Genomic DNA, 22041 nt, shown 5'->3' on the forward strand with positions numbered 1-22041 from the left:
TTCTTTAGAGTTTGTATTTGGTCATTTACTTTCATCCTCGCTCTCCTGCGACGCTTGCAAGCGCTGCTTTCAACACTTGAAAACAAACTTTGGCGGTATGTTTGTCTGGCGCGAATCCAGACGCCATTTGTTGATAAGGATGAATGTAATTTCTGAAATCTCGAAGGCCGTGACTAAATTTTTTAACGTCTGGCTTGAGAAGACCAATTTCACAAGAAACATCTATGAGATTGGCGAGAGTCCAGTCTTGAAAATTTCTGACTGAACCGTCTCGTTTTTTCGGGCTTGCTGAAGCTTTATTAAAAGCCGCTGGCTGCCGTTGAGCGGCGCCTAACAAAACACCCTCAAGGACACTTCCGCAAAGGAATATAACAGAAAGGTTTGCTCCAGACTTTAATGTGGTCCTTGCCTCCTGTAAGCGTTCTTTTATTATTGGAACTACTGATGGCTCAACCGGCAGTTGCTCAATATTGGGAATAGAAAATTCACGATCAAGAAATTCATTTTCAGTGTTTGCTGCTATTGGCGGAGTAGCCTTTCCACTCAAACGAGCTATGATCTCTTTCGACCTACTGAGAGCAACTTTATCCAACACCTTTCCGTCTAGCTCACAGCTCGCTTGATATGAGGCGACCATTTCGCTGAGCACTTCTGCGACAAGTTTATCCGACTCTTGCTCCCAAAATGACCTAAGTTTCTTGGCCTTAGAAGTCCCGATGGTTTGGTATTTAGGACTGTGTATATCGACCTTGTGACGTCGAAAGAACTCGCCGAAGCTTGCATCGGTATAGTCGAGCACATAACCGCCGCCCATATCTAGCAGCTTCTCAAAATAACGCTTTTCAATGTCGGTGAGGCTACTCATTAAGCCGCCTTCCGTTTCGTCATCTTGGTATACAGATCAAACAGGGTTTCGAGGCGCTCGGTATCGGTTTTGAAGCGGCGGCCAATATAGATGCGCTCCAGCGTTTCATCATTACGTTCATGCGCGGCGCGAAGATCGTCCGGCATGTCTTCAGGTTTGTATAGCTCAGCAATGGTTTTGGGGAAATGCGCAGCGCGAGCGAGCATAATGTCTGCTGCACATTCCCTCAATGTAGCTTTATCTTGCGCACTTATCTTTGGGACAGGGAAAGTATGATAACTAATCGTGGGTGTGTATCTTACGCCTGATCCATGTCGACCGGATACTGACCTCACCCATACGATATGTAACCGCGATGCCAAAACCGCAAAAAGTTCAAGGTCAAAGTCATATAATACGTACGCCAGATTAGTGACCATTGTGCCTCTCGCTAATAGCAATGGCGTTACGTGGGTTCTTTCTTCAGGAGTTACAGAAGGTAATATAAGGGCTCGTTTATCTTCGTGGCAATACTGCGCAAATCTGTACGGTACGCTCGCATATCCATTAGTGGTTTTTGCCTTCGAAGCCTTCCGAAAGTTCTCAACTGCGTCAACTCTTGTTTTTATTGGAGGTATCCTCGACCACTCAGCTTCTTCTCCCACAGTCAGATGAAGTGCGTAGCGCAGCGTGCCGCCAACCAATTCCTTTGTTCCAATAAGGGGGGTAATAAATTTATCGGCCACGGGGTGCTTTCGGATGATTGCGTTTCGTTCTTCAGGGGAAAGAATTAAGTTGCCATCATCTCGCGCCATGTTTCCCATAATCATTTTGGAGAGTTCAGGCGAAACAGGGCGTTTGGCCGTTTGAACAACAATATCTTCTCCATCCGTTAGATATGGAGATATATTGCTTACGAATCTTTTCTGAAGTTCATCAAAAAGAATCTTAGGGGCGGAAGTCCTATTCCGGATTCCAAGTATCACTACATACACACCTGCATTATTCGCTGCATTATTCTTCCATTGGAATGGTGTATAAGCGAAGTAAATTTCTTGGTCATTCTTCCAAATTCGCGGCCATACAAACTGCACCTGCTCACCTTGGCAGACAGAGCTAGTCGAAACTAATGTGAATATAGCGCCCGTTTGGTTGCAATAATTCGAAGACTTTAGAAACCAGCCAGTTACATAGTCTGCATCTTTGAAATCTTTGTGACCCTTGAACGCTAGTTCCAGATCATGTTTTTCTATTTTATCTTGCTTCCTTGCTCCTTTATAAGGAGGATTCCCACAAATATACGTCTCCCCACCCAGATTATCCTCATCCAGATTGATTTCAGTTTGCTCCAACGGTGTGTCGAAAAGGTCATCGTCCGCATCTTTCACGACATCTACGGGAGCGGTTGGTGGGCAGACTTCTAACCAATCAAGGCGTAATGCATTGCCGATGACGATGTTATTGGCCTTATCCAGCGGCAGCATGTTCTTACAGGCTTGCACCTGATTGATGTAGAGCACGTCGCATTGGAACTCGGCAATCAAGAGCGCGATCTGCGCGATTTGCGCGGCAAAATCTTTGATCTCAATGCCGTAAAAGTTCTCAAGGCTGATAACAGTGTTACGGTTTTCATCGCCGCGACGATCAAGAATTTCCGCCTCAATCTTGCGCAACTCTTTATAGGCAATGACCAAAAAATTCCCCGATCCACAGGCCGGGTCAAAAATGCGGATATTCGCGATGCGTTTGCGCAGGTTGAGCAGCTTGCGCTTATTGTTGCTTGCATCTTCCAACTTCTCCCGCAAATCATCAATAAAGAGCGGGTTCAAAACTTTGAGGATATTCGGGACCGAGGTGTAGTGCATGCCGAGCGAGCCGCGCTCATCATCATCGGCGACCGCTTGGATCATTGAACCGAAAATATCAGGATTGATCTTCGACCAGTTCAATTCTCCCGCCGCGATCATATAAGACCGGGCAATGCGGGAGAATTTCGGCACGTCCTTATTGCCACCGAACAGACCACCATTAACGTAAGGAAACGCATTCGCCCATGGTCGGATAACCACTGGATCGCGTTTCTCAATCGGCGTGTCCATCGCGTCAAACAGGGCCGCGACCACTTCAGTCACATTGCCTGAGCGAGAGTCGCTCATCTGTTTGATAGTGGTCGTGAAAAGGTCATTGCCGAGGAAAATGTCCGTGTCTTCAGCGAAGAAACAAAAAATCAGCCGCGCCATAAACTGGTTCAGATCGTGGCGGCGTTCCGGTGTTGTCCAGTCGGGATTCTCTTTCAGTAGCTCCATATAGAGCTTATTCAGGCGAGCCGTCGCCTTGATATCCACGTCCTGATTTTTGATCTCAGCCGTGAAGTATATGCCCGCAAGCGGAAGGAAGAAGGTGAAGTTCTCACCCAGCTTGTCAAAGTCACAAGCCAAGTGATCGCCTGTGTTCAGGTTCTCGCTAGCCACGGTTTCACCATCCGTGGCAAAGATGAATTTGGCTTTGTTTTTTGTCGTTGCCTTGCTGGCTCGAAGCGCGTCCATCGCCCCGTCAACGCCGCCCGCATCGACCATGAGCATGTGGATGTTCAAGCGCTGTAGAACGCCATCGTCTATGTCGGTCTTGTTGGTTTTGCCCTTACGCAGGGACTTGATATTGGTTGGCTTGTTGCCAAAGCATTCGAGGAATTGAAACGGGAACTCAGCAGCGTCGAATGGCTCGCCTGCTAGTTTGGATAATTGTTCCTCGATCTCAATAGGGTTCATAGCAACTGACTAAATGATTCATTAAATTTTGCCACTCTATCGTGCCGTTTGTGACATCGAAAAACAACTTGTTTAGCGCAGGGGCGTGATGCCTGTGAATATCAAGACGAATAATGCCAAGGTCAGTAAGCTGAAGCAGAGCATCCGTAATGGGCTAAGTGAATAATGTCGTTCCTTCCAGTCAATCCGAAGTCGTTCTGGCCATAAAAAATAGTGACGCTTTGCTTCTTTAAGCTCCTGCCTTTTATCGTCCCTTAGTTGCTCCGGTGTAATAAAGTCTTTTTCTTTGAAAGTCGGCCTCCAAATCTTCACGCCTTCGAGATGGAGACCGATATTGCGAACCGAAAGCCGCATTAGAGCACCCACAATCAAGTAGATAGTGATTAAATTGAGGACTACCAAATAGCCAGTTTTGATAACTTCTATAAGCCATGCAACAAAGTCAGCTATGTTTTCCCCAAAGTTTTCCAGTACCCAACCCAGAAATCCTTCCCAGTTAACCAAGTCTATGTTCAGCAAGCGGGAAATAGAGAGCGTTAGAAGAAAGCAAGTAAATACAGCAACGAATAAATTGAGTATATAACGTACAACCCACCATGTTTTGGCGATCAGTATTTCTAATTTTGATCGAATGGGAAATCCTTCTCTAGCGCTCACAACACCCTCCAGCACAAGCAACTTGAAAGTGTATAAGTTACAACCCCAGTCGTGTAAAACCGCTGACGAGCGTTGCAGGAGATACGTCTAGCCGTGCGGCTACCTTGTAGGCGGGAGCTTGCCCCGAACTTATACGGTGATGCGCTCGCCGGATTTGCGCGTCACTCAGCGCATAAGGGCGCCCCAGCCGCACACCGCGCTTGCGGGCCGCGGCCAGTCCTTCCTTAGTGCGCCGCACGATGACCTTGCGCTCGAAATCCGCTAGCAAAGCCAGTATACCGAACACGACTTCGCCGAACTCGTTCGATGTGTCGATGCCCGCATTCAAGATAACGAGGTTGATCTCACGCTCCCGTAATAGCGTCGCCGTTTGTATAGCCTGCAGAACGCTCCTGAACGCCCGATCAAGGTCAAGAATAACCAGAGTGTCTCTAGCCCTTAGGTCAGCCAGCAGTTGATCAAAAACAGGTCGTGCCTTCACTGCCGAGGCCTTTTCCACCCGCACCACGTCACATTTCTCACGCAAAGCCTCAAGCTGGCGTGCTTCGTTCTGTGAGCGCTTTGAAACACGCGCATATCCGTATCGCTGTCCTGCGCTGTAACCGTTAGTGAATGCTCCTTCCACGGCTTTCCCCTTGTTTTTCAAGAAACGATGGATTTCTGAAAATCGTCATTTTTCGCTCCTCAAAAGCTCGAAAATCAAGGATTCCAGTGTGTTAGAGGTTTCCGTAATCTCCAGTGTTGCGTTATCATTAAACCATCGTTTTTTAACGGTTTTTTCGCAAGGCGGGATCTGCAAAAACTTGCAAATATCCACAATCCCGCGTATATTATGTGTGACTTTGGCGGGGTCGAATTGCCGCCACATAAATATTTGATAGCAAGAAACTCTAGCTCAAGCGCGGGCGATCAGCGCGCAAACCGTTTCAAACTCCCCCTTACAGGCAAATTCGTCGGTGCGGCGATGGCGGGCGCGTTGGTACTTTCACCAATGACGGCCACCGCTCAACAACCGACAGCTCAACCCGCCTCTTGGTCACAAACAACTGAATGCGCTCCACTTCGTCAAAATTCTGTTGGCCGCATTATGAATGCTGGGTCGAGCGCTTGGGATTACTCGGATCAAAACCCCGGTAAAATAGGTATCGCAGTATTCCCCGGACAAGATTTAGGCGACAACACACCAGAAGAAGTTGGAACATGGCTTGTAAGAACCCTCGCAACAGCTGGGGTTGAGGCAGAATGTTTTGTTCAGACAAGCTATGGTAAAAATGGAACGGGTATTGATTTCCTAGTGAATGGCTCTTCTTGGATGGATATAGAGCAACGTGATGTTCGTTTTAATTTAGAAGAGATACGTGACGCCGATCGTTTGCGATCAATGGTAGCTGAGGCAAAAACCGGAAAAGTGCTTTTAACGAGCGCTTCAATTTCAGGAAATGATCCAAGCCCTTAAAGGTTCATAGACCCACCACCGAATGAAAATCCGGTGTTTTCTACTTTTTGAACCTTGTCCCCATCGACAACTACATCTTTGTCAATTTTATCGGCATTGTTTTCTTGGCTATCGCTTTCAATCGTCAAACTGGCATATTTTGATGACTCCATCACCTGATCTGGCTCATAATCACCTTCAAGAGCAGCCTTAGCCTCTAATTCACGCTTAACAGCCACTTCCTCATGTCGACGCAACCAATCTTGTGCCCACGGATGGTCTTTTAAATCTTCCGGCTGGATACGCCCAGAGTCCAATCCGTCCTGTATAGCCGCCGCAATCGCAACGCGGCGCTGCTCTTGATCTTCGATTGACATGATACGCTTGTAATCGTCGTCTTCGATAAGACCGTCTTGGTTTAGATCGGAAAGCAGGTTTTCAGCAAAGTGCTCACCGTGTTTATCGGCTAGACCTTTCTCGTAGTCTCTAAGCGATTCAAGAGTTTCATGTAACGAAACGCTTTCTTTAGCACGCTTTTGTCGTTCCTGTTCAGTTTGTTGAATTGTGCGACGCGCGCCGGCATCATCAAGAATAATACCTTCATTGAGCGCTGTTCCGACCTGCATCCCTGCATTGTGTGCGATTTCAGCTTTCTGCTCGGCCTGCAGGCGCTCTTTAAGAGCCTCTTGGGGATCACGCGCGCCAAACACGGAAAAGGTATCAACGATTCCCGCATCAGAAGAGGGCGGAAAGTTATCCGCCGCTAGCTTCATAGTTTCTGCTGAAGGCCTTTCTAAAGCCATTTGCCCCACACCCTAATGTAATTCACACGTTTCGGGTCTATTGCCCGATTTCATAGTTATTATATTACATAATCGCTTAACGTTTCGTTAGGATTATCTAAAACTTAGCTAAAATGTGATCTATTTATTCGGTGTGGCCGGAAGACCTCGCAGGCCCTTCATAATCATGTCGTATTGGTCATCATCGAAATACTTCAAATGACCGTTCAGTAGCTTGCACAGACGCATGGGGGTTAAATCTGACGGTATGGGTGAGAGATAGTTGAGCAGAGCCTTATTGCCATAGCCTGTGCGTTTGATTTCGGCTTTGAGCGCATCAATTTTTTCCTGTGAGATGGGCTGTCTTGGCTCGTAAGATTGAAGCGCATTTATAACAAATTCCCAATGATCTTTACGAGCCGACTTCACCGCGCCGCTACGCCAATTGTGGATGTATGAGGATGTAAGCTTGTCAGGGCGTTTCTTTGCCTGATTGAGCAGATGAACGGCACCAATGCCCTTCCGGTCGAACATGGCATTCAGGCGGTCAATCATATCGACGGTGAGGGTTATGCGGCTCATGCTTTATTTGAGCATAGAAGCGCCATGCATGGTCAAGAACATCACAATGATAGCGACACCCTAGATGTGCATATCTCGTCTCCAGTGGCGAAACACTGGCGCGCATCCAATCGGGCGCAACGGTTGGCCATGATTGTTAAGAGCTTGGAGGCTATTGACTGCCGGTTGAGCGCGGCACGGCGTTCAGACATGGTTTGGGGCCGGAGGAGAGGTCATTCTCCATATCCGGCGAGTGGTTTGATAGGGGCGCGATAGCCCTTTCATCTTGCGGACAGCATTGATGGTGTTGGAGCGCGAAAGCTCTGACGAGTGAGTATGACGGCGATACGTCTGATTGGCACAAAAACAGGCCCGATAATCTGAGACTTCAGATCTGATCAGAGTCTAGGATTTGTGCCAAAGTGCCGAATGGGTTGCTACGGGAAACGCGCAGCGGGTTTCCCTAGCCGAGGGTGCGAAGCATTCGAGAGAAGCTGCGTAACTACGTTACGCACAGCTGGCACTGCTCCGCTGTGTTCATTTTGCACTGCTCCGCTGTGTTCATTTTGTACCTCTGAATAGATAATCAAACCCGAATTTTTTATCCAGAAGTTACTAACGGTTTTTCGTCAATCGGTGTGTATATAAATTCTCTAAGCAAATGTTCCGTTGCACTTCTTTCAAAATAGATGCTGCTATTAAGTTACGTAGCGTTTATATTCCTCCAGAAAGGCTTTAGCATATGCATTGTCATATACATCTCGGCATTTAATGATGTTGTCGAGCGCAGTTGCCATCTCTTCGCGGTTTGAATCTATAATTGCAGAATTGAAGAGATTCATGTTCGCAAATGTAAAGTAATCAGCACAGTGTTCAGAGAAATGCATTTCGTGATTAGATGCTACAAGATAGTACTCACGAAATTTGGAATAATCGGCGTTTTTTGCAAACGCATTAGCTAGAGCGTAGACAGCGAGTGGTTTAACACCAAGGATTATTTTGTGCGGAAGCATTTTCTCGGTGCTTTGAGCAAGTGATAAATATTCTTGAGCAGTCTCTAACTCGTCGTTCATTGCATAATGATGGACTAAGGCATACAAAGCGCAAAGTCTTTCAAACGCAGTATTTGCGATATCAAGATCGGCACTCCAAATGTTCTCAGCCCTAGTATAATACTTGGTTGCGGTAATCGGTAGGTTTTCAAAAGCGTGAATATATGCCAGTGAATAAAGCGTGCGGGCTTTTCTTCTCATGATCGCCGGGGCTATGTTTTTGGCCCCGATATTTTTGAAGTTTTCAGCGGCCAAACGAAAATATTTATCAGCTCGATGTCTTTCATTATCTAGCGCATATGCGCTAGAAAGAGCGAGCTGTGCAAGCAAAATTGAGTTTTTAACTTCATAAATACTAGTGTCAATATCTGAGATACTAGTTAGCTCATTATAGTAATCTTGCACTTCTACAGTTTCGTGATCATTAGCCGAAATCAGCAACATGGAATTTGTAGCATAAAAGTAGGAAGTGCCGTCTTTGATAGGACAAATTATTTGTTTGGCGGTTTCAAAAAAGGACTTTCCTTTTTCAGGTTTTGATTGAGAATTGTGTGCACTTGACGTTCCAAAATATGCATTTTTTAGAGCTAAAGTTTTTATTGACGGATCACTCACGGTATCAGTTGAAATCAGCTTTTCGATTTTGGAGCAAATTTTTTCACTGTACGAAGCAGGTATTATTGAGGTTCGTGTCGATGCGAGGCCAAGCCAAAGTAGGAATGCATTTTGATTGATAGGAGACACCAACAATAATTCTGAATACACTGGAATATCAGAGAATATCTTTGACGTGCGCTCCAAAAAATCATTGGTTTTAATAGGCTCTAAAGCCCAACAAAGAGACATAAAGCTATCACGAAATTCACCCCATTCTTCAGCTGAAGTTGAGCTATCCATTTTATACTGCAACCATCTAAGCGTTTGATATTCAGCAATAATATCAGGCTGCCTGTTGCGAAGCCTAATTTTGTTGATCTGGTGTGGTATTGATTCCGAAAACCCATTTAGCTTCATTACGATCAGATAGTCATCTCGCTGAAAATCTCGAAATTCGGTCTCTTGTTTTGCCAAGTCTAGGGCGTTGCTTTTGCCTATGATATTAATTAACGCTGTTAATTTATGGTGGTTGTCATTTCCACATCTTAAAGCATTCAACTCGAAATGTTCAGATGTGGACTCAAACATTAAATTAGATTCGAAATCTAGTGTTTTTCCTAGCAGCTCATACAGTCGTGATATGTTCTTCGTGTTCCCCGAAACTGCTTCATTAAGTACTGTTTCGGTGACTAAAATTGCGCCTAAAGGCGTTTGAAACTCGGTGTTGCCTTGACGTAAAATGTTGTTTTGCGATCTGCCAACCTCTAAGTTGGCTGATTGCCATTCTGAGAAATCAAAATCTATACCGTGTTTGGCTTTCGCCCATGATAAACAAATTTCAAAATATTCATCACTCTGCAATTCATTAAGTTCTAAAGCCTTTTCTTTCCAAGCCGTCTTAGATACGCCTGATTTGCTTTCTTTTAAGTGTTTTTCCCATGAAGGAGCTAAAGAAAGAGCGTGGCGTTGGTGACTCAAATTGAATGAAATTCGATCAACTATTAGAACTCTAATTTTTTCAGTAATGGTCGTATTGTGCCGTAAGTTGAAAAAAATGCCTGTAGGTTTCCTGCGGATAGAGATACCTCAGAAGCATCTATTACGATTAGAGTGGGCGTATCGATATTTGCTTTCGAGAATTTCTGAATACTTGCATCATCAAGAAACGGTAAAAATCCGGCCTCCCAGCCGTACTTCGAGCGCTCTTTCACAACTTTCAAAGCCAATCGACTTTTTCCGGCTCCCGCATCTCCCGATATTTGCCACCAGAGAAACGCGCGTTCATCATCAAGGAACTCGTTAAGTTCTTTGAATTCTGCCTTACGTCCTACGAAAGACGTATTTTCTTGAGAGAACTTCATCTCGACAGACGTCCAGATCTTATGCTCCTCGCGTTCAGGGATCTCTAGCCCAAGTTGGTTTTTAACTTCATCGATTATAGAACTTTGAAGCTCTCCATTGATTTGCTGTAGGGCGTATCTTTTTGCCTCCTGAGTGCTTTTGAAATCATGCGTAGGTGTTGGTGCTAAGAATTTCTTTTTTTTATGCGATGACTCGTATTTGAGGTGCCATTCTTTAGCTTTCTCTCGAGACCTATAATAATACCATCCTAACATGGGTGGGAGCCAAGACTTGACACCGCGCAAGGTCTTTTTGTCTGTTTTTCGATATCCCAAATTCTGGATGATATTTCCTATCGAAGGCAATTTATCGATTTCAGAGTAAATGACGGATAAATCTGGCGCTAAAGTCAGAAGAATATTGTAAATGGAAAGCTCTTCATATTCGTATTTATCCTGATCCAGCTTGGAGGCTCCCGGCTTAGTCGCAAGACGAACTAGGTTTTCTACAACTTCTTCAAGCGCACCTTTGTTCACAGCATGTAAGGCTGTGACAATCTCTCTGTAATATGACAAATTGCTCACTCGTTGGTTTTAGCAAGAAAACGATTTTTAGCAATTTATAGATTAACCATTATCGATCTAGTGCGAGCATTACAGAGTTTGGTGCTTTAAGCTCAGCTTCGGTTGGATCGTTATAATCGTCTGACCCACGTAAGGTGATGCTAGAATCGTATCCACTGTCACGCGCCATCCAACGGACTTCATTTGAAGTGAGCTGGCGAGCTGACGGATCAATTTTTTGCGTGACTTTTACCTGCCCTTTATCGTCATACCAAACCATACGTGGATTTTCAGGGTCGTAATATATCTCTACAGGGTGGGTAAATTCATTAGGGCTGAAGCTTCCATCAGGATCGGGCCATGCTTCGTATAGCTTAGAAAAATTATCGTAATCATAGACCGTAATCGCCGGTAAATCCAAAGGACGTGCAAAGTTTCCATCTTTATCTCGCCAGACTTCGATGGTTACTCCTGAATTGTTCTTTCCGAAAATATCTAAATCCTTCCGATAGATTACAGTTACGCTAAAGTCTCCTGTGTCACTCATTGCCCCTCATGATTTAAGTTCCAATAAAGTTATAGTATCACATTCTGCCTTTGACGCGCAATTTCTATAATTATTGCATAAAGGAGTGTGTTTTTCGCTAGTGCGGGGGGGCGTGCGGGGGGTGCGGGGGCTTGCGTGCGGGGAGTCCAGTTTTTCAGGTTTGTCCTGAAGAAAATTTCTCAGGAGGAAATCATGAGGCGCGACAACCCGCAATCCACCCGGAGTATAAAGGAACATTTCCAACTTCCGCCGACTATCACTCAACAACTCAAAATGCAGTTGGCGAATACTGATGACCGTGAGCCGATCATTGAAAAGGGCGTCAACACCGCGGTCACGGAATTCCGCAAAATCCATCCGCGTCCCGTTTCCAAAAGCGAAATCAAAGAAGCCAAAAATCTGGCCAAGCTCCAACGCAAGCGCCTCAATGAATTGATCGAGAAGCGTTCCCGAACGCACGATTACATACGGATTTATCAGACAGCGCCATTCAAATCCCGCTCGCCATTTGAGCGGTTCATGGGCAGCGTCTCTTTGATAACGCTTACAGGGGCGATGCTAACCATCCCGACTGTCGCGGCTGTTACAATCTCCGAGACAGACAAGTTCGCATTCATACGAGATTTCCCGGCGCTCGCATTCATGTTTGGACTAGCACCGTTCGCCGGTGTTTTAAGCGCGGTCTCCATACGGGACACATTCTCGTCTGACGGCGCTCGCAATGCGTTTGACCGTTTGCTTCTACTGGCGACCATCTTCTCTTTGTTTGTATGGGCCATACTAGCCGCACTTATGGCATACCCGATTGGTGGCGAGTTCTCACTGACTGACGGCTTTGATGCCGAGACAACAAGCGGCGGATTCTCATTTGGCGTATCTCCAGCGATCCTGCTGATCTGGACAGTGGTTCTTGATATATGCGCCGCGCCGAGCCTGCATACGATTGCCGAGAAGAAACTCTTTCCCAAACGCTATGTCGGCACCGAGCCTAACCCGGAAGCGGCCTATTTGGATAAAGTCGTCATTCCCAAGGCCCGTAAAGACCTCGACGCTGCAGAAGAAAAGCTGACCGCGCTTCGCAACGCACGCCGATCTCACAAATATGCCGAACAGGCCGCGATCCAGCGTGTGCTGACAGAGCTTGAAACAGTGCCTGCAGATATTCGCTTCGCCAAGTCCCGCGCCGTCGCGAGCCTGTTTGATGCGCCTGATTTCCCCTCAACCTCAGAAACTGGAGACTAACATGAAACATCTCATTCTTACGACGGCACTGGTTCTGCCATGCGCGGCTTATAGTGCCGAAGCGCAAACACCGGACACGACTTCCGCTGATATTTACTTGGCCTTGCCGTCACAGAATATCGGTCTCGACAAACAACTCATTCGCATAGCGATTACGGGTTTTGAGCAAGCCGGGCCGGGGCAAAGCCTGCGGGTCATGGATGTTTCCACTGGTGAGTCGGTCATATCATTTTCGGTCGAAGATAAGCGCCGCTTTGAGTCACAAAAGTTTAAGGCCAAAAAATATGCATCTGAGCTGACAAAATTGCAGACATTCGTTCGTGAAACGAACGCCTTTGATACCATCGATTACACGGCATTTGACTCAGATATCCCGACGACCTTGCGTGCTGTCGGAACTATTCGGGCTGGCTCCAATCGTCCAGCCAGACTGCTGATTTTAGGCGCTGGCCTACAAATGAATTCCGATCAACCGACCAGCTCAATGTATGTGGGCGGGCGGGCCATGGTGCCAAGCGATACACTCCTGACAGGTTCGCTTTTTACATCACCATACGGGCTTGAAGATAACCACGATTATCTTACCGGCGTCGATATTCATTTCTGTGCAGTGCTTCCTAAACCGCTCAACGCCTATGAGGTTCAAGAGGTAGGACGCATCTGGGGGCATTATATCAAGTTGCGTGGGGGAAATCTCTCGCTGTTCACCACAGATATTAATTTGTGCGTCGAGTCGTTCGCCAAAGGCGACTGCGCTCCTATGGAACTGCGCCCGCTGGACGGTAAGATCGAACCGGCGATGATCGCGGCGGATAAATCCGGCAAGCTAAAAACCATCACGGTTACTGAAGCCGAGGAGCACCGCGCCGAGATCGCCAAGCTGAAAGCGGAACGCGATGCGGCAAAAGCTGATGCGGAGGCGGCACGCAACGACTTCGATGCGGCTCTTGCTGAACTGCAAGAAGAGAAGGCAATTTTCAAAACACAGAATGACTTAGACGGCGTTGTCACGTTCGCACGGTTTACCTCAGTGCCACATCCAACACGTTCAGAGACAAGTGTCATGACTGGGGTACAGTATTACCGGGACTCCTACCCAGCTTATGATTCAGCATGGTGCTATTATAATCGTTCAAATCGTCAGCAGGCCAGTATCCGGGTCGATGTCGGTAAGAAAGATGCTGGAAAAGCTATCGAATGGTATGGCGTCTCGCGATCAGTCTTGTCCCAAATCGGTCTGCGTCAGTCTGATCATACTGCGGCTCAAACCGCCTGCCGTTTTCCCGAATAGTGGCTGTACAATCTAGACATAACAGGGCCGGGTATTCCGGCCCCATCATTCTGGCCACGCTTGGCACGGCGATCCTGCTTTCTGCACCGCCGGTCTATGAAGGCGGATATGATTTGGGTCAGGTTACGGCCTCTGTCTGCTATATGGCCAGCCTCCCGCGTCTGGGCGTGTTCGCCTTGCGCAAGCTGGCCAGCAAGATTGAGCTTGCTGAGGCTGGAATTGTTACCGGCCTTAAAGGCACGGCGCGGTGGGCCACCTCGCTCAAAGACTTTGGAGGCGAATATCTCAAAGCCTCATTATTCAAGACTGGCCATGGCAGCTATTGGGGAACGCTCAAGCGCGGGTTTCTGGGATTTGGGTGCCGCGCAATATTTCTCAAATCGGTCGCTGTCAGCCTAATCGTCGGAACAACGGGTAGCGGCAAAAATGTGCGTCATAGCGATATTCAACTGCTGGCCATTCCCGGCTCCAAAATTCATATCGATTTCAAAGAAGAAGACACAGTAAAATATTATAAAGTTTTGATTGCGCTTGGTTATGACGTCAAAATCCTGAATTTCGGCGGTCAGTTTGAAGACCGGATCGAGATTTCAGACAGCTACAATTACCTCGCTGTCATCACCGCGAATTTCATGCGCCCCGGCGGCATTCTTGATGTCGACCTTGATGCAAGACAGCATGCCAACATCATCGTACCAGAGCCGGATAAGGGCGGAGAAAACACTTTCTTTCGCAACGGCTCGCGTGACCTGATCGTTTTCGCCATCCATCTGACATGTATTACCGAAGGGCCAAACGCCAATTACGCAGATGTTGTCGCGCTCCTTCAAGACCGCGACCGATTGCTGTCTTATGCCGAATGGGCATGTGGACGCCTCAAACAAGAGGACGGATCACTAGCTAGGCTCCCAATTTATGACGGCGCATGGGCCGCCAATCATACACCCGATCAAATGGCGCGGTATGAAAGGCTTCTATCCAGATTAGGCGCGTCCGTTGTCGAACTGATGACTAAGCCGGATGCCAAATATTTTGAGAGTTTTTTGCAAGGCGTGTTGGGCGAGATGTCGAGCATGCATGAAGCGACAACCGCTTATGACAAGGAATGCAAGAGCACCTTCACATTCGGTGAACTGAAAGCCCCCGATAAGGACACAATAGCTATCATCATCCCCGACAATACGCGCCCTGAGGCTAATGAAAAGCGTATGGAGCTATTGTTTGAGAACGCTAAAATTGAGCTTGTGCGCCACCCTAACAAGTCCAAGCGCGTCACCTGTATTTTGCAGGAGGTCAATAACTTTAAATTCCCAAAGCTCATGAACTTCGTAAGCTGGTGTCGGGCCTACGGCATATCGCTCATGCTCTATACCCAGTCACTCCGCGCCTTCGCCGCGCAGTACTCGGATGACGGCTTATCATCGATACTTAGCGAATCTCAGATCAAATTATTTCTGCCATCTTTGAGAGAAAACTCCACTCAAGACATGATTGAGAAAATGCTCGGCCAGATGTCTTATATGCTCCTTAATCACAGCGGAAAGCGCAAAGGCGATAATGGCCTTGATGGTTATAGCTATTCTGAAGAGGCGAAGGCGCTTCTTCCTGCCGATAAAATCCGCCAACTGCGGAATCGCGGAATATTATTCTCAGGCAATTCACCACCGGCACTGGTGCGCTTGCCATCGATTGCGGCTATCTGGCCGCTACGTAGCTGGCAGGAAATATCTCCATTTTTCAACAAGCTTTACCGTGAGCGGATTTCCCTCTTTCTTATTCGTTATGCGCCGTGGATGCCCTCCGCTTTTTTCGCGACCCGCAAACGCCGCAAGCAACTTGCCGACTATCAGAAAAGGAAAGCCTCGTGAGCGCCCTAAAACTGCCCTTATGGTATATGGCTAAAGCCTTACGCTATACCGCGTTTTTATTAGAGAACTGGCTCTTGCTCTTATTCATGGTCTGCATGCTCTCGCCTGTAAGCCCGCATATCCGTCTGCCTAATAATATATTCCCGATATGCGCCTATCTCGGTTCCCACGGGATTATCTATCTCTCATCACATAACTGCCCCGTGCTGATGTTGATCGACACGAGAGAACATGAGGGGCTGTTATGGTAGGCCGTGCTCACACCGTTCATACAGCGACGCAGGGCGGCCTCGGCTCGGCGAGTAGTGCGGCCAACCGTTTGCACGGCTCGTGGCTTAGCCCCAAGGCTCAGGCCATTGTCGATAGGCTCAAAGTTCACCGCTCATTTGATGACGCCCGTGATCCGCTTATAGCTCGCCAGCTCCAGGATTTGGATAAGGCGCAAGCGCAAGACCAGTCGGGCGGGGATAGTGCAGGACATAATCAAACCCACAGTGACGGGCTAAAAGCCCAAGCCGAAGCGGCTCTGGCAAATAGACCCAAAGCTGAACCGACCCATACATCACAGACACACACGCAAAAACATCCGGCTCCCCGCCGCTATTACGGGCCAAGCCTGTGAGACCAGTTTCACCCCACCACTCAAATCAAGGAGTTCATCATGAGTGACACACAAACCAACACAATCAATAGCCCAATATGGAAGCGCAATATCGGCGCAGTCAATGTCGCCGTCTGGGAACAACAACCAACGAAGGGCAATCCGTTTTACACGGTTTCCTTCGGCAAAACCTATAAAGACCGCGAAACCGGCCAAGTCAGAGAGTCCCGCTCATTCACTCAAGCGGACATGAACCAACTTCCTGTGCTGATTAACGAGGCCAATCACAAGATTGGCCTGCTCATGGAAGCTCAGAGGCTACACGCACAGGATCAAACGCCCGCGCAAGATACCGGACTGCAAACCCAACGGGATCAGGTCATGCAAAGCGCCAAAGCCGCCAAGGCCAACGGCGTGACGCAGGAGCAAAACCAGACCCAGACGCAATCTCACACTCACGAGATGTAACGGATGTCTCTCTAATTGACAGTTGGGGTAAAATAGGACAATGTTCCTATTTTGTTCCTAACTAACATGGAGATATTTATAAGGAGATTACAATGTCAAATACTAAAGCAACCAATGCGAACACCCCCGTTTACACCATCCGCGACCACTCTGTGGTCGGAAGGCTGTGGAATAACAAAACCAAAGACGGGCGGGATCGCCTCTCAGCCACATTTGCCCGCACCTACATGGATGATGAAGGCAAGTTCCATGAAAGCGCCAGCTTTTATGATGCCGATATGCTTCGTCTGCAAAAGGTCATAGACCGCCTCTACTTCGCCAGAACCCGCTTGGAAGAAGAGGCAAAAGCCAAGCGTAAAAACGTTACGCAAGACCAACTCCGACAAGATTCAGGCGTTTCGTGATGGCAGATGATGAAATCACCAAACCAGCGCTATATTTCGATTTGGAGTATTTTGACGGCATCTTAAACCGGCCTGACCTTCCAGCAGACTTGCGCCGTGAAGCCCTAGAAGTTTTATGGCATCTGATTGCCATGTGCATTGATGTTGGGTGGGGAGTTCACCCTTTACCGGAAACAACGAGTTCTCACCAAGAACGCGGCAGTGGAAAACTCCCAATTTCTAAGGGACATGCGTCCTCACATCGCCAAAATGTGCTATCTTGTGATCATCAAATACTAATGGAATGCTTTGCCGAGACCTCTGGTCTTGGTGAACCGCAATCGGAAAGGACCGCAAGCTCATGAGTCTCGATAATAGCCCCAAGATAAAATCCCTAATTTACTGCCGCGTCTCGTCCAAATCACAGACCAAAGGCTCTGGATTGTCTTCACAGGAGCATCGGTGTCGTCAATATGCCGAGGCCAAGGATTACGAAGTCTGTGAAGTGTTTACGGATGATGTGACTGGTGGCGGTGATTTTATGAATCGTAAGGGCATGGTCGCGCTGCTAAAATATATGGACGATCACCCGCAATATAGGTTTGTCACCGTATTTGATGATCTGAAACGATATAGCCGCGATACAGAATTCCACTTACGGCTCAAACGGGAAATGGAAAAGCGTGGCGCAACTCGTGAATGCTTGAACTTTAACTTCGAAGATACGCCTGAAGGCGAATTCTTAGAGACTATCGTATCGGCGACAGGAACATTGGAACGCCATCAAAACGCTCGCCAAACTCGACAGAAAACCAAAGCGAGATTGGAGCAGGGCTATTGGGCGCTCTCGTCATGTCCAGTCGGCTATACTTTTCAAAAAGCTGAAGACAGTGGCAAAATTCTTGTCCCTGATCCAGTGACCGCGCCCATCGTTAAGGAAGGATTGGAGGGATTTGCCAGCGGACGTTTCGCCTCTCAAACTGAACTACGCCGTTTTTTTGAAAGCCAACCTGACTATCCTAAAAACAAGCGCGGGAAGATTTATAATGCGGCTGTTCCGCGACTTTTGCGAAAGGAATTATATGCAGGGCTTCTAAGCTGTGAGGCTTATGGCGTATCGCGCCGGAAGGCCAATCATGAGCCGCTCATTTCAATCGAAACGCACCAGCGCATTCTGGCAAGGCTTGATGGCGGGATATACGCTCCGATGCGTAATGATATTGACGCAGACTTTCCTTTGCGGGGCGGCGTGACATGCTCATCCTGCGGCAAGCCTTTAACGGCGGGCTGGTGCAAAGGTAAAATCAAGAAATATGCTTACTATTTCTGTGATAAGCGGACAGAAGACTGTAAGGGCGTTATCCCCCGCGATAAGCTTCATAGCGCCTATGAGGATGTCCTTGGCTCGCTCAAGCCCTCACAAGGATTCCTACGGGTCTTTAAAGCCATGTTCAAGATGCAGTGGGAATTCAAAACCGAGAAGTCTGCGGATTTGTCCAAGGGCTTTGCCGAGGATGCCAACAGACTCGAAAACCAAATCAATGATATTTTGACCAAGATTCTAAATCTAAGCAATCCGCGGGTCATCGCAGCCTTTGAAAATCAGATTGAAGATTTGGAACGCCAAAAGCTGTTAGCTGTTGAAAAAGCCCAAAATGCGGTCAGACCTAGAGTACCTTTTGAGGACATGCTTAAACACGCCTTTTCATTCCTCTCAAATCCGCAAAAACTGTGGAATTCCGGTAGGTTAGACCTTCAACGCATGACCTTACGCCTAGCCTTCGCAGGGCCATTGGTCTATGACCGTAAAACAGCCTCCTTAAACACCAAATTCTCTTTACCTTTCAGCGTGTTAGGTAAAAATTTTGGTGAGGAGTTAAAACTGGTGCCGCGAGAGAGAATTGAACTCTCGACCTCATCATTACCAATGATGCGCTCTACCACTGAGCTACCGCGGCTAATATAAGAAGCGCGGCCTATAACGCAGACGGACAGGGAAGAAAAGACCCTTTTAAAGGCCATAAAATTAAAATAACACTCTGGTTCATGGATTTATGAAATTCTCAGGCTGTGGCGTATCGACCCATTTTTTGACAAAATTTGGATAATCTGGGGCTTTTCATCACTTTTTGCCCAATTTAAAGCTGCAATCAGCTATTTATCCCTTCTGGTTGCAATAAACTGTTTCGGTTTTCGAAATAATTCTCTATAAACCTTATATCAATTTAAAAATGGTGACTCTCAGGCGGCTCTATCGTCTGACTAACCATGTGCTTTCTAGGCGCCCAATATTTCGGGCTGATGCGAAATTTAAGACAAACGAGGAGTTTGATACGTGAGAAGACAAGTTTTAAGTAGTGTTGCCATAGGGGCTTTGGTCGCCGCCGGTTCTTCGCAGGTTGCAGTTGCTCAACTGAAAGACGAGGTTATCGTAACGGCAACGAAACGATCAGAAAGCGCTCAGGATATTCCGGTAACGGTTTCAGCTCTTGATAATTCCACTCTTGAAGAATTGGGCGTCGATGTTTTCACGGATTATCTGGTGCAGCTTCCAGGCGTGACTTCCGGCGGGAACGGCCCGGGACAGAACACTATCTACATTCGCGGTCTCGCCTCGACAACTCCAGCCAACACCATTGCCGGCGTTGCGGGTCTGGCCCCTAATGTGGCTCTTTACCTAGATGAGCAGCCTGTTTCGCAGCCAGGCCGTAACCTGGATGTTTACGCGGCCGACCTGGAACGTGTTGAGGTTCTTTCCGGTCCTCAAGGCACGTTGTTCGGAGCGAGTTCACAGGCTGGTACCGTTCGCCTGATTACAAACAAGCCTAAACTGGGTGTTTTTGAAGCTATCTCCAATTTTGGTGTGTCCTTCACTGAAGGCGGCGAAATGAGCGAAAAAGTCGAGGCGATTATCAATGTACCTGTGACAGATAAATTTGCTCTTCGCGGCGTCTTTTATAATGACAATCAGGGCGGCTATATCGACAATGTTGCCGGCACGCGCACTTTATTGGGCGGGGGCGATACGGGAACACCTATAACAGGTCGTTTCAGACCAGAAGGGACAGTCCGCGCGAACGGAGTTCCAGTCGGCGCAGCCCGAGCCGGTTTTCAGGCAGGAGCAGATTTAAGCGGCGTCACATTTCTATCGGACACAAATGATGAGTTCGTCGAAGAAGACTTCAACGATACAAATTATACGGGTTTCCGGGCCAGTGCTCTTTATGAATTCAATCGCGATTGGAAAGCGACTGTTCAAGTGGGGCGTCAGGAATTGGAGACGGAAGGCACGTTTTTCACAGATCCAACCTTGGATGATTATGAAATTCAGCGTTTTACACCGGACGATCTTCAGGATGACTACACGAATGTCAGCTACACGGTAGAAGGTCGTTTGGGCGCACTGGAAGCGCTCTATACAGGTGCCTTTACAGATCGGGACACAAATCAGATTGCTGATTACACGGATTATTCCTTTGTTGCGCAATATTTGCCATATTACGTCTGTGATGGTTCAGTCAGCTATCCAGGGTCTGCAGCTCCGAGCGGAACGTGTCAGCCGCCAACAGCTCAAACTATTTCCGTGTCCAACACAGAGGTCTTTACCCAGGAGCTTCGTTTCAATACGCCAGCAGAAAAACGTCTTAGGGCGACAGCGGGTGGTTTTTATAGCGACCTGACTTTGGAAGAACGCAATGATTTCCAATATCTTGGATCTACGGCTCCGGGCGTGGCTTTTGGTGCGACGGCTGTCGATAACTTTGCTCAGCCTGCGCCTGCTTTTGCAACGGATCGCGGCGCCTTTCCGGACGCGACTGTTTTCCGGAATGACATTCGCCGAACAGATGAACAATACGGTATATTCGGTGAGGGTACCTTTGACGTCACGGACGCCTTCTCATTGACCGTTGGCGCGCGTTATTATGATATTGATGTTGATCTCGAGGGGAGTGCGAACGCGACCTTCTGTAATGGCAGCGGCGTCGACGAAAACGCCTTTGGTACCAATATCAGCGATCAGTATGATGGGGACGGATCCTATACATTTATCGGGAGTTGCGACGATTCCTTACGGCAGACCTTCACGGCTGGCCAGTCCGTTCAGGATATCATGGATGCCGGTTTGTCGTCTACTCAGGCTCAGCAAGTCTTCAACGCGCTTACGGCGCCCGACACGGCGTCTACGAGCGGCGTCATCCTAAAGGGTACGGCAAGTTATGAACCGAATTCTGACCTTTTGTTCTACGGGACATATTCTGAGGGCTTCCGTCCCGGGCTTCTGAACAGACCCGGCGGCGCGGTTCAAACTGGGCCAAACGGAAACGTAAACTTCACGGTTCCGTTTGAGGTCGACACCGATGAGGTGAAGAATTACGAACTTGGTTGGAAGACGACGCTGGCTGGAAATCAGCTCCGGTTTAACGGCAGCGCTTTCTATGTCGATATTAGCGATCTTCAGACAACGATTTTTGACCCGACCATCACCAACCTGTTCTTCTCTGATAACGCTGCGGATGCACGCATCTATGGCTTAGAGGCAGACTTCCAATACGCGCCAAATGCTATTCAGGGTCTGACCATCAACGGCGCTGTCTCCATTCTGGATACAGAAATCACGGATGTTATCACGCCGACAGATGATGTGATTGAAGGATCTGAGCTCGCTTTTGCGCCTAATTTCCAAGGGAATTTGACGGCACGCTATACGTGGGATCTTTCCACGGAATATGAAGCGCATGTTCAGGCAAATGCCGTATATTCGGCAGAACAGACAACAGACATTATCGAGATCAACCGGGATACTCTGGATAGCTACTTCCTGCTAGGAACGTCTGCCGGCGTGGCCAAAGATGGTTGGTCAGCAGAGCTGTTCGTCAACAATCTTACGAATGACGTGGCTGCAACATCCGGGTTCTTTAACTTCGATGTTCAACGTCGCGTCGTCGCGCGTCCTCGGACTTATGGCGCCCGTTTCTCGGTTCGATTTGAATAGACCGATTGTAAACGCTAAGCTTTTGAAGAGTGTTCTGCGTCGCAGGGC

19 protein-coding genes, 1 tRNA gene and 1 pseudogene are annotated in these 22041 nt (G+C 47.8%); 11 read left to right on the top strand and 10 right to left on the bottom strand.

Annotated elements, in window-relative coordinates; all coding sequences use genetic code 11:
• Positions 1 to 31: 31 nt before the first annotated feature.
• The 4 genes from ACN0IC_RS03680 to ACN0IC_RS03695 form a co-directional block, all read right to left on the bottom strand.
• Positions 32 to 865 carry a hypothetical protein gene (locus ACN0IC_RS03680; protein WP_416877411.1) on the bottom strand — a complete coding sequence of 278 codons (834 nt, stop codon included), beginning with the start codon at positions 863 to 865 and terminating at the stop codon, positions 32 to 34.
• Positions 865 to 3612 (bottom strand): class I SAM-dependent DNA methyltransferase, encoded by a 2748-nt coding sequence (locus ACN0IC_RS03685; RefSeq protein ID WP_416877412.1) that lies wholly within the window; start codon positions 3610 to 3612, stop codon positions 865 to 867. Before ACN0IC_RS03685 ends, ACN0IC_RS03680 begins: the two co-directional genes overlap by 1 nt.
• A 72-nt stretch (positions 3613 to 3684) precedes the next feature.
• On the bottom strand, positions 3685 to 4269 hold the full coding sequence (locus ACN0IC_RS03690) for a hypothetical protein (protein ID WP_416877413.1): 585 nt from the start codon (positions 4267 to 4269) through the stop codon (positions 3685 to 3687).
• Between the two features lie 37 nt (positions 4270 to 4306).
• Positions 4307 to 4894 (bottom strand): recombinase family protein, encoded by a 588-nt coding sequence (locus ACN0IC_RS03695; RefSeq protein WP_416877414.1) that lies wholly within the window; start codon positions 4892 to 4894, stop codon positions 4307 to 4309.
• A gap of 207 nt (positions 4895 to 5101) precedes the next feature.
• Here ACN0IC_RS03695 and ACN0IC_RS03700 point away from each other — a divergent pair, with 207 nt between their 5' ends.
• Entirely contained in the window at positions 5102 to 5725 is a 624-nt protein-coding gene (locus tag ACN0IC_RS03700; RefSeq protein WP_416877415.1) for a hypothetical protein, read from the top strand.
• Here the strand turns inward: ACN0IC_RS03700 and ACN0IC_RS03705 are convergent.
• From ACN0IC_RS03705 to ACN0IC_RS03725, 5 genes are all read right to left on the bottom strand, one after another.
• Positions 5722 to 6507, bottom strand: a complete 786-nt coding sequence (locus ACN0IC_RS03705; RefSeq protein ID WP_416877416.1) for a hypothetical protein — start codon at positions 6505 to 6507, stop codon at positions 5722 to 5724. The two genes, ACN0IC_RS03700 and ACN0IC_RS03705, sit on opposite strands and share 4 nt — an antisense overlap.
• A gap of 120 nt (positions 6508 to 6627) precedes the next feature.
• Positions 6628 to 7068, bottom strand: a complete 441-nt coding sequence (locus ACN0IC_RS03710) for a hypothetical protein (RefSeq protein WP_416877417.1) — start codon at positions 7066 to 7068, stop codon at positions 6628 to 6630.
• A 677-nt stretch (positions 7069 to 7745) separates the two neighbouring features.
• Entirely contained in the window at positions 7746 to 9674 is a 1929-nt protein-coding gene (locus tag ACN0IC_RS03715; protein ID WP_416877418.1) for a hypothetical protein, read from the bottom strand.
• 23 nt (positions 9675 to 9697) lie between these two features.
• Entirely contained in the window at positions 9698 to 10621 is a 924-nt protein-coding gene (locus ACN0IC_RS03720) for a hypothetical protein (RefSeq protein WP_416877419.1), read from the bottom strand.
• A 49-nt stretch (positions 10622 to 10670) separates the two neighbouring features.
• The gene (locus ACN0IC_RS03725; RefSeq protein WP_416877420.1) at positions 10671 to 11147 is read right to left on the bottom strand and encodes a hypothetical protein; all 477 of its coding nucleotides are present in this window, start codon (positions 11145 to 11147) and stop codon (positions 10671 to 10673) included.
• A 192-nt stretch (positions 11148 to 11339) separates the two neighbouring features.
• On the opposite strand from ACN0IC_RS03725, the gene ACN0IC_RS03730 reads away from it, so the two are divergent.
• The 9 genes and pseudogenes from ACN0IC_RS03730 to ACN0IC_RS03770 all read left to right on the top strand — a co-directional run.
• The gene (locus ACN0IC_RS03730; protein ID WP_416877421.1) at positions 11340 to 12389 is read left to right on the top strand and encodes a hypothetical protein; all 1050 of its coding nucleotides are present in this window, start codon (positions 11340 to 11342) and stop codon (positions 12387 to 12389) included.
• Position 12390: 1 nt separating this feature from the next.
• A complete protein-coding gene (locus ACN0IC_RS03735) occupies positions 12391 to 13680 on the top strand; it encodes a hypothetical protein (protein ID WP_416877422.1) in 1290 nt (429 codons plus the stop codon).
• The gene (locus ACN0IC_RS03740) at positions 13680 to 15548 is read left to right on the top strand and encodes a type IV secretory system conjugative DNA transfer family protein (RefSeq protein ID WP_416877423.1); all 1869 of its coding nucleotides are present in this window, start codon (positions 13680 to 13682) and stop codon (positions 15546 to 15548) included. Before ACN0IC_RS03735 ends, ACN0IC_RS03740 begins: the two co-directional genes overlap by 1 nt.
• Positions 15545 to 15799 carry a hypothetical protein gene (locus ACN0IC_RS03745; protein ID WP_416877424.1) on the top strand — a complete coding sequence of 85 codons (255 nt, stop codon included), beginning with the start codon at positions 15545 to 15547 and terminating at the stop codon, positions 15797 to 15799. Before ACN0IC_RS03740 ends, ACN0IC_RS03745 begins: the two co-directional genes overlap by 4 nt.
• Positions 15793 to 16170: a hypothetical protein gene (locus ACN0IC_RS03750; protein ID WP_416877425.1), complete on the top strand. Its 378-nt coding sequence runs from the start codon at positions 15793 to 15795 to the stop codon at positions 16168 to 16170. The genes ACN0IC_RS03745 and ACN0IC_RS03750 overlap by 7 nt, the downstream gene beginning before the upstream one ends.
• A gap of 39 nt (positions 16171 to 16209) precedes the next feature.
• The gene (locus tag ACN0IC_RS03755) at positions 16210 to 16617 is read left to right on the top strand and encodes a hypothetical protein (protein ID WP_416877426.1); all 408 of its coding nucleotides are present in this window, start codon (positions 16210 to 16212) and stop codon (positions 16615 to 16617) included.
• Between the two features lie 92 nt (positions 16618 to 16709).
• Complete coding sequence (locus ACN0IC_RS03760; RefSeq protein WP_416877427.1) at positions 16710 to 17021, top strand: hypothetical protein; 312 nt, start codon at positions 16710 to 16712, stop codon at positions 17019 to 17021.
• Positions 17021 to 17365, top strand: coding sequence for a hypothetical protein (locus ACN0IC_RS03765; RefSeq protein ID WP_416877428.1), 345 nt, complete (start codon positions 17021 to 17023; stop codon positions 17363 to 17365). Before ACN0IC_RS03760 ends, ACN0IC_RS03765 begins: the two co-directional genes overlap by 1 nt.
• Positions 17362 to 17826 (top strand): annotated as a pseudogene (locus ACN0IC_RS03770) (recombinase family protein); the annotation flags it as partial. The gene ACN0IC_RS03765 and the pseudogene ACN0IC_RS03770, both read left to right, overlap by 4 nt.
• 1057 nt (positions 17827 to 18883) lie before the next feature.
• Here ACN0IC_RS03770 and ACN0IC_RS03775 read toward each other — a convergent pair.
• Positions 18884 to 18958 (bottom strand) — tRNA-Thr (locus ACN0IC_RS03775).
• 377 nt (positions 18959 to 19335) lie between these two features.
• On the opposite strand from ACN0IC_RS03775, the gene ACN0IC_RS03780 reads away from it, so the two are divergent.
• A complete protein-coding gene (locus tag ACN0IC_RS03780; protein WP_416877429.1) occupies positions 19336 to 21993 on the top strand; it encodes a TonB-dependent receptor in 2658 nt (885 codons plus the stop codon).
• Positions 21994 to 22041: the final 48 nt, after the last annotated feature.

This window comes from Litorimonas sp., assembly GCA_029936425.1.
Lineage (GTDB): Bacteria > Pseudomonadota > Alphaproteobacteria > Caulobacterales > Maricaulaceae > Litorimonas.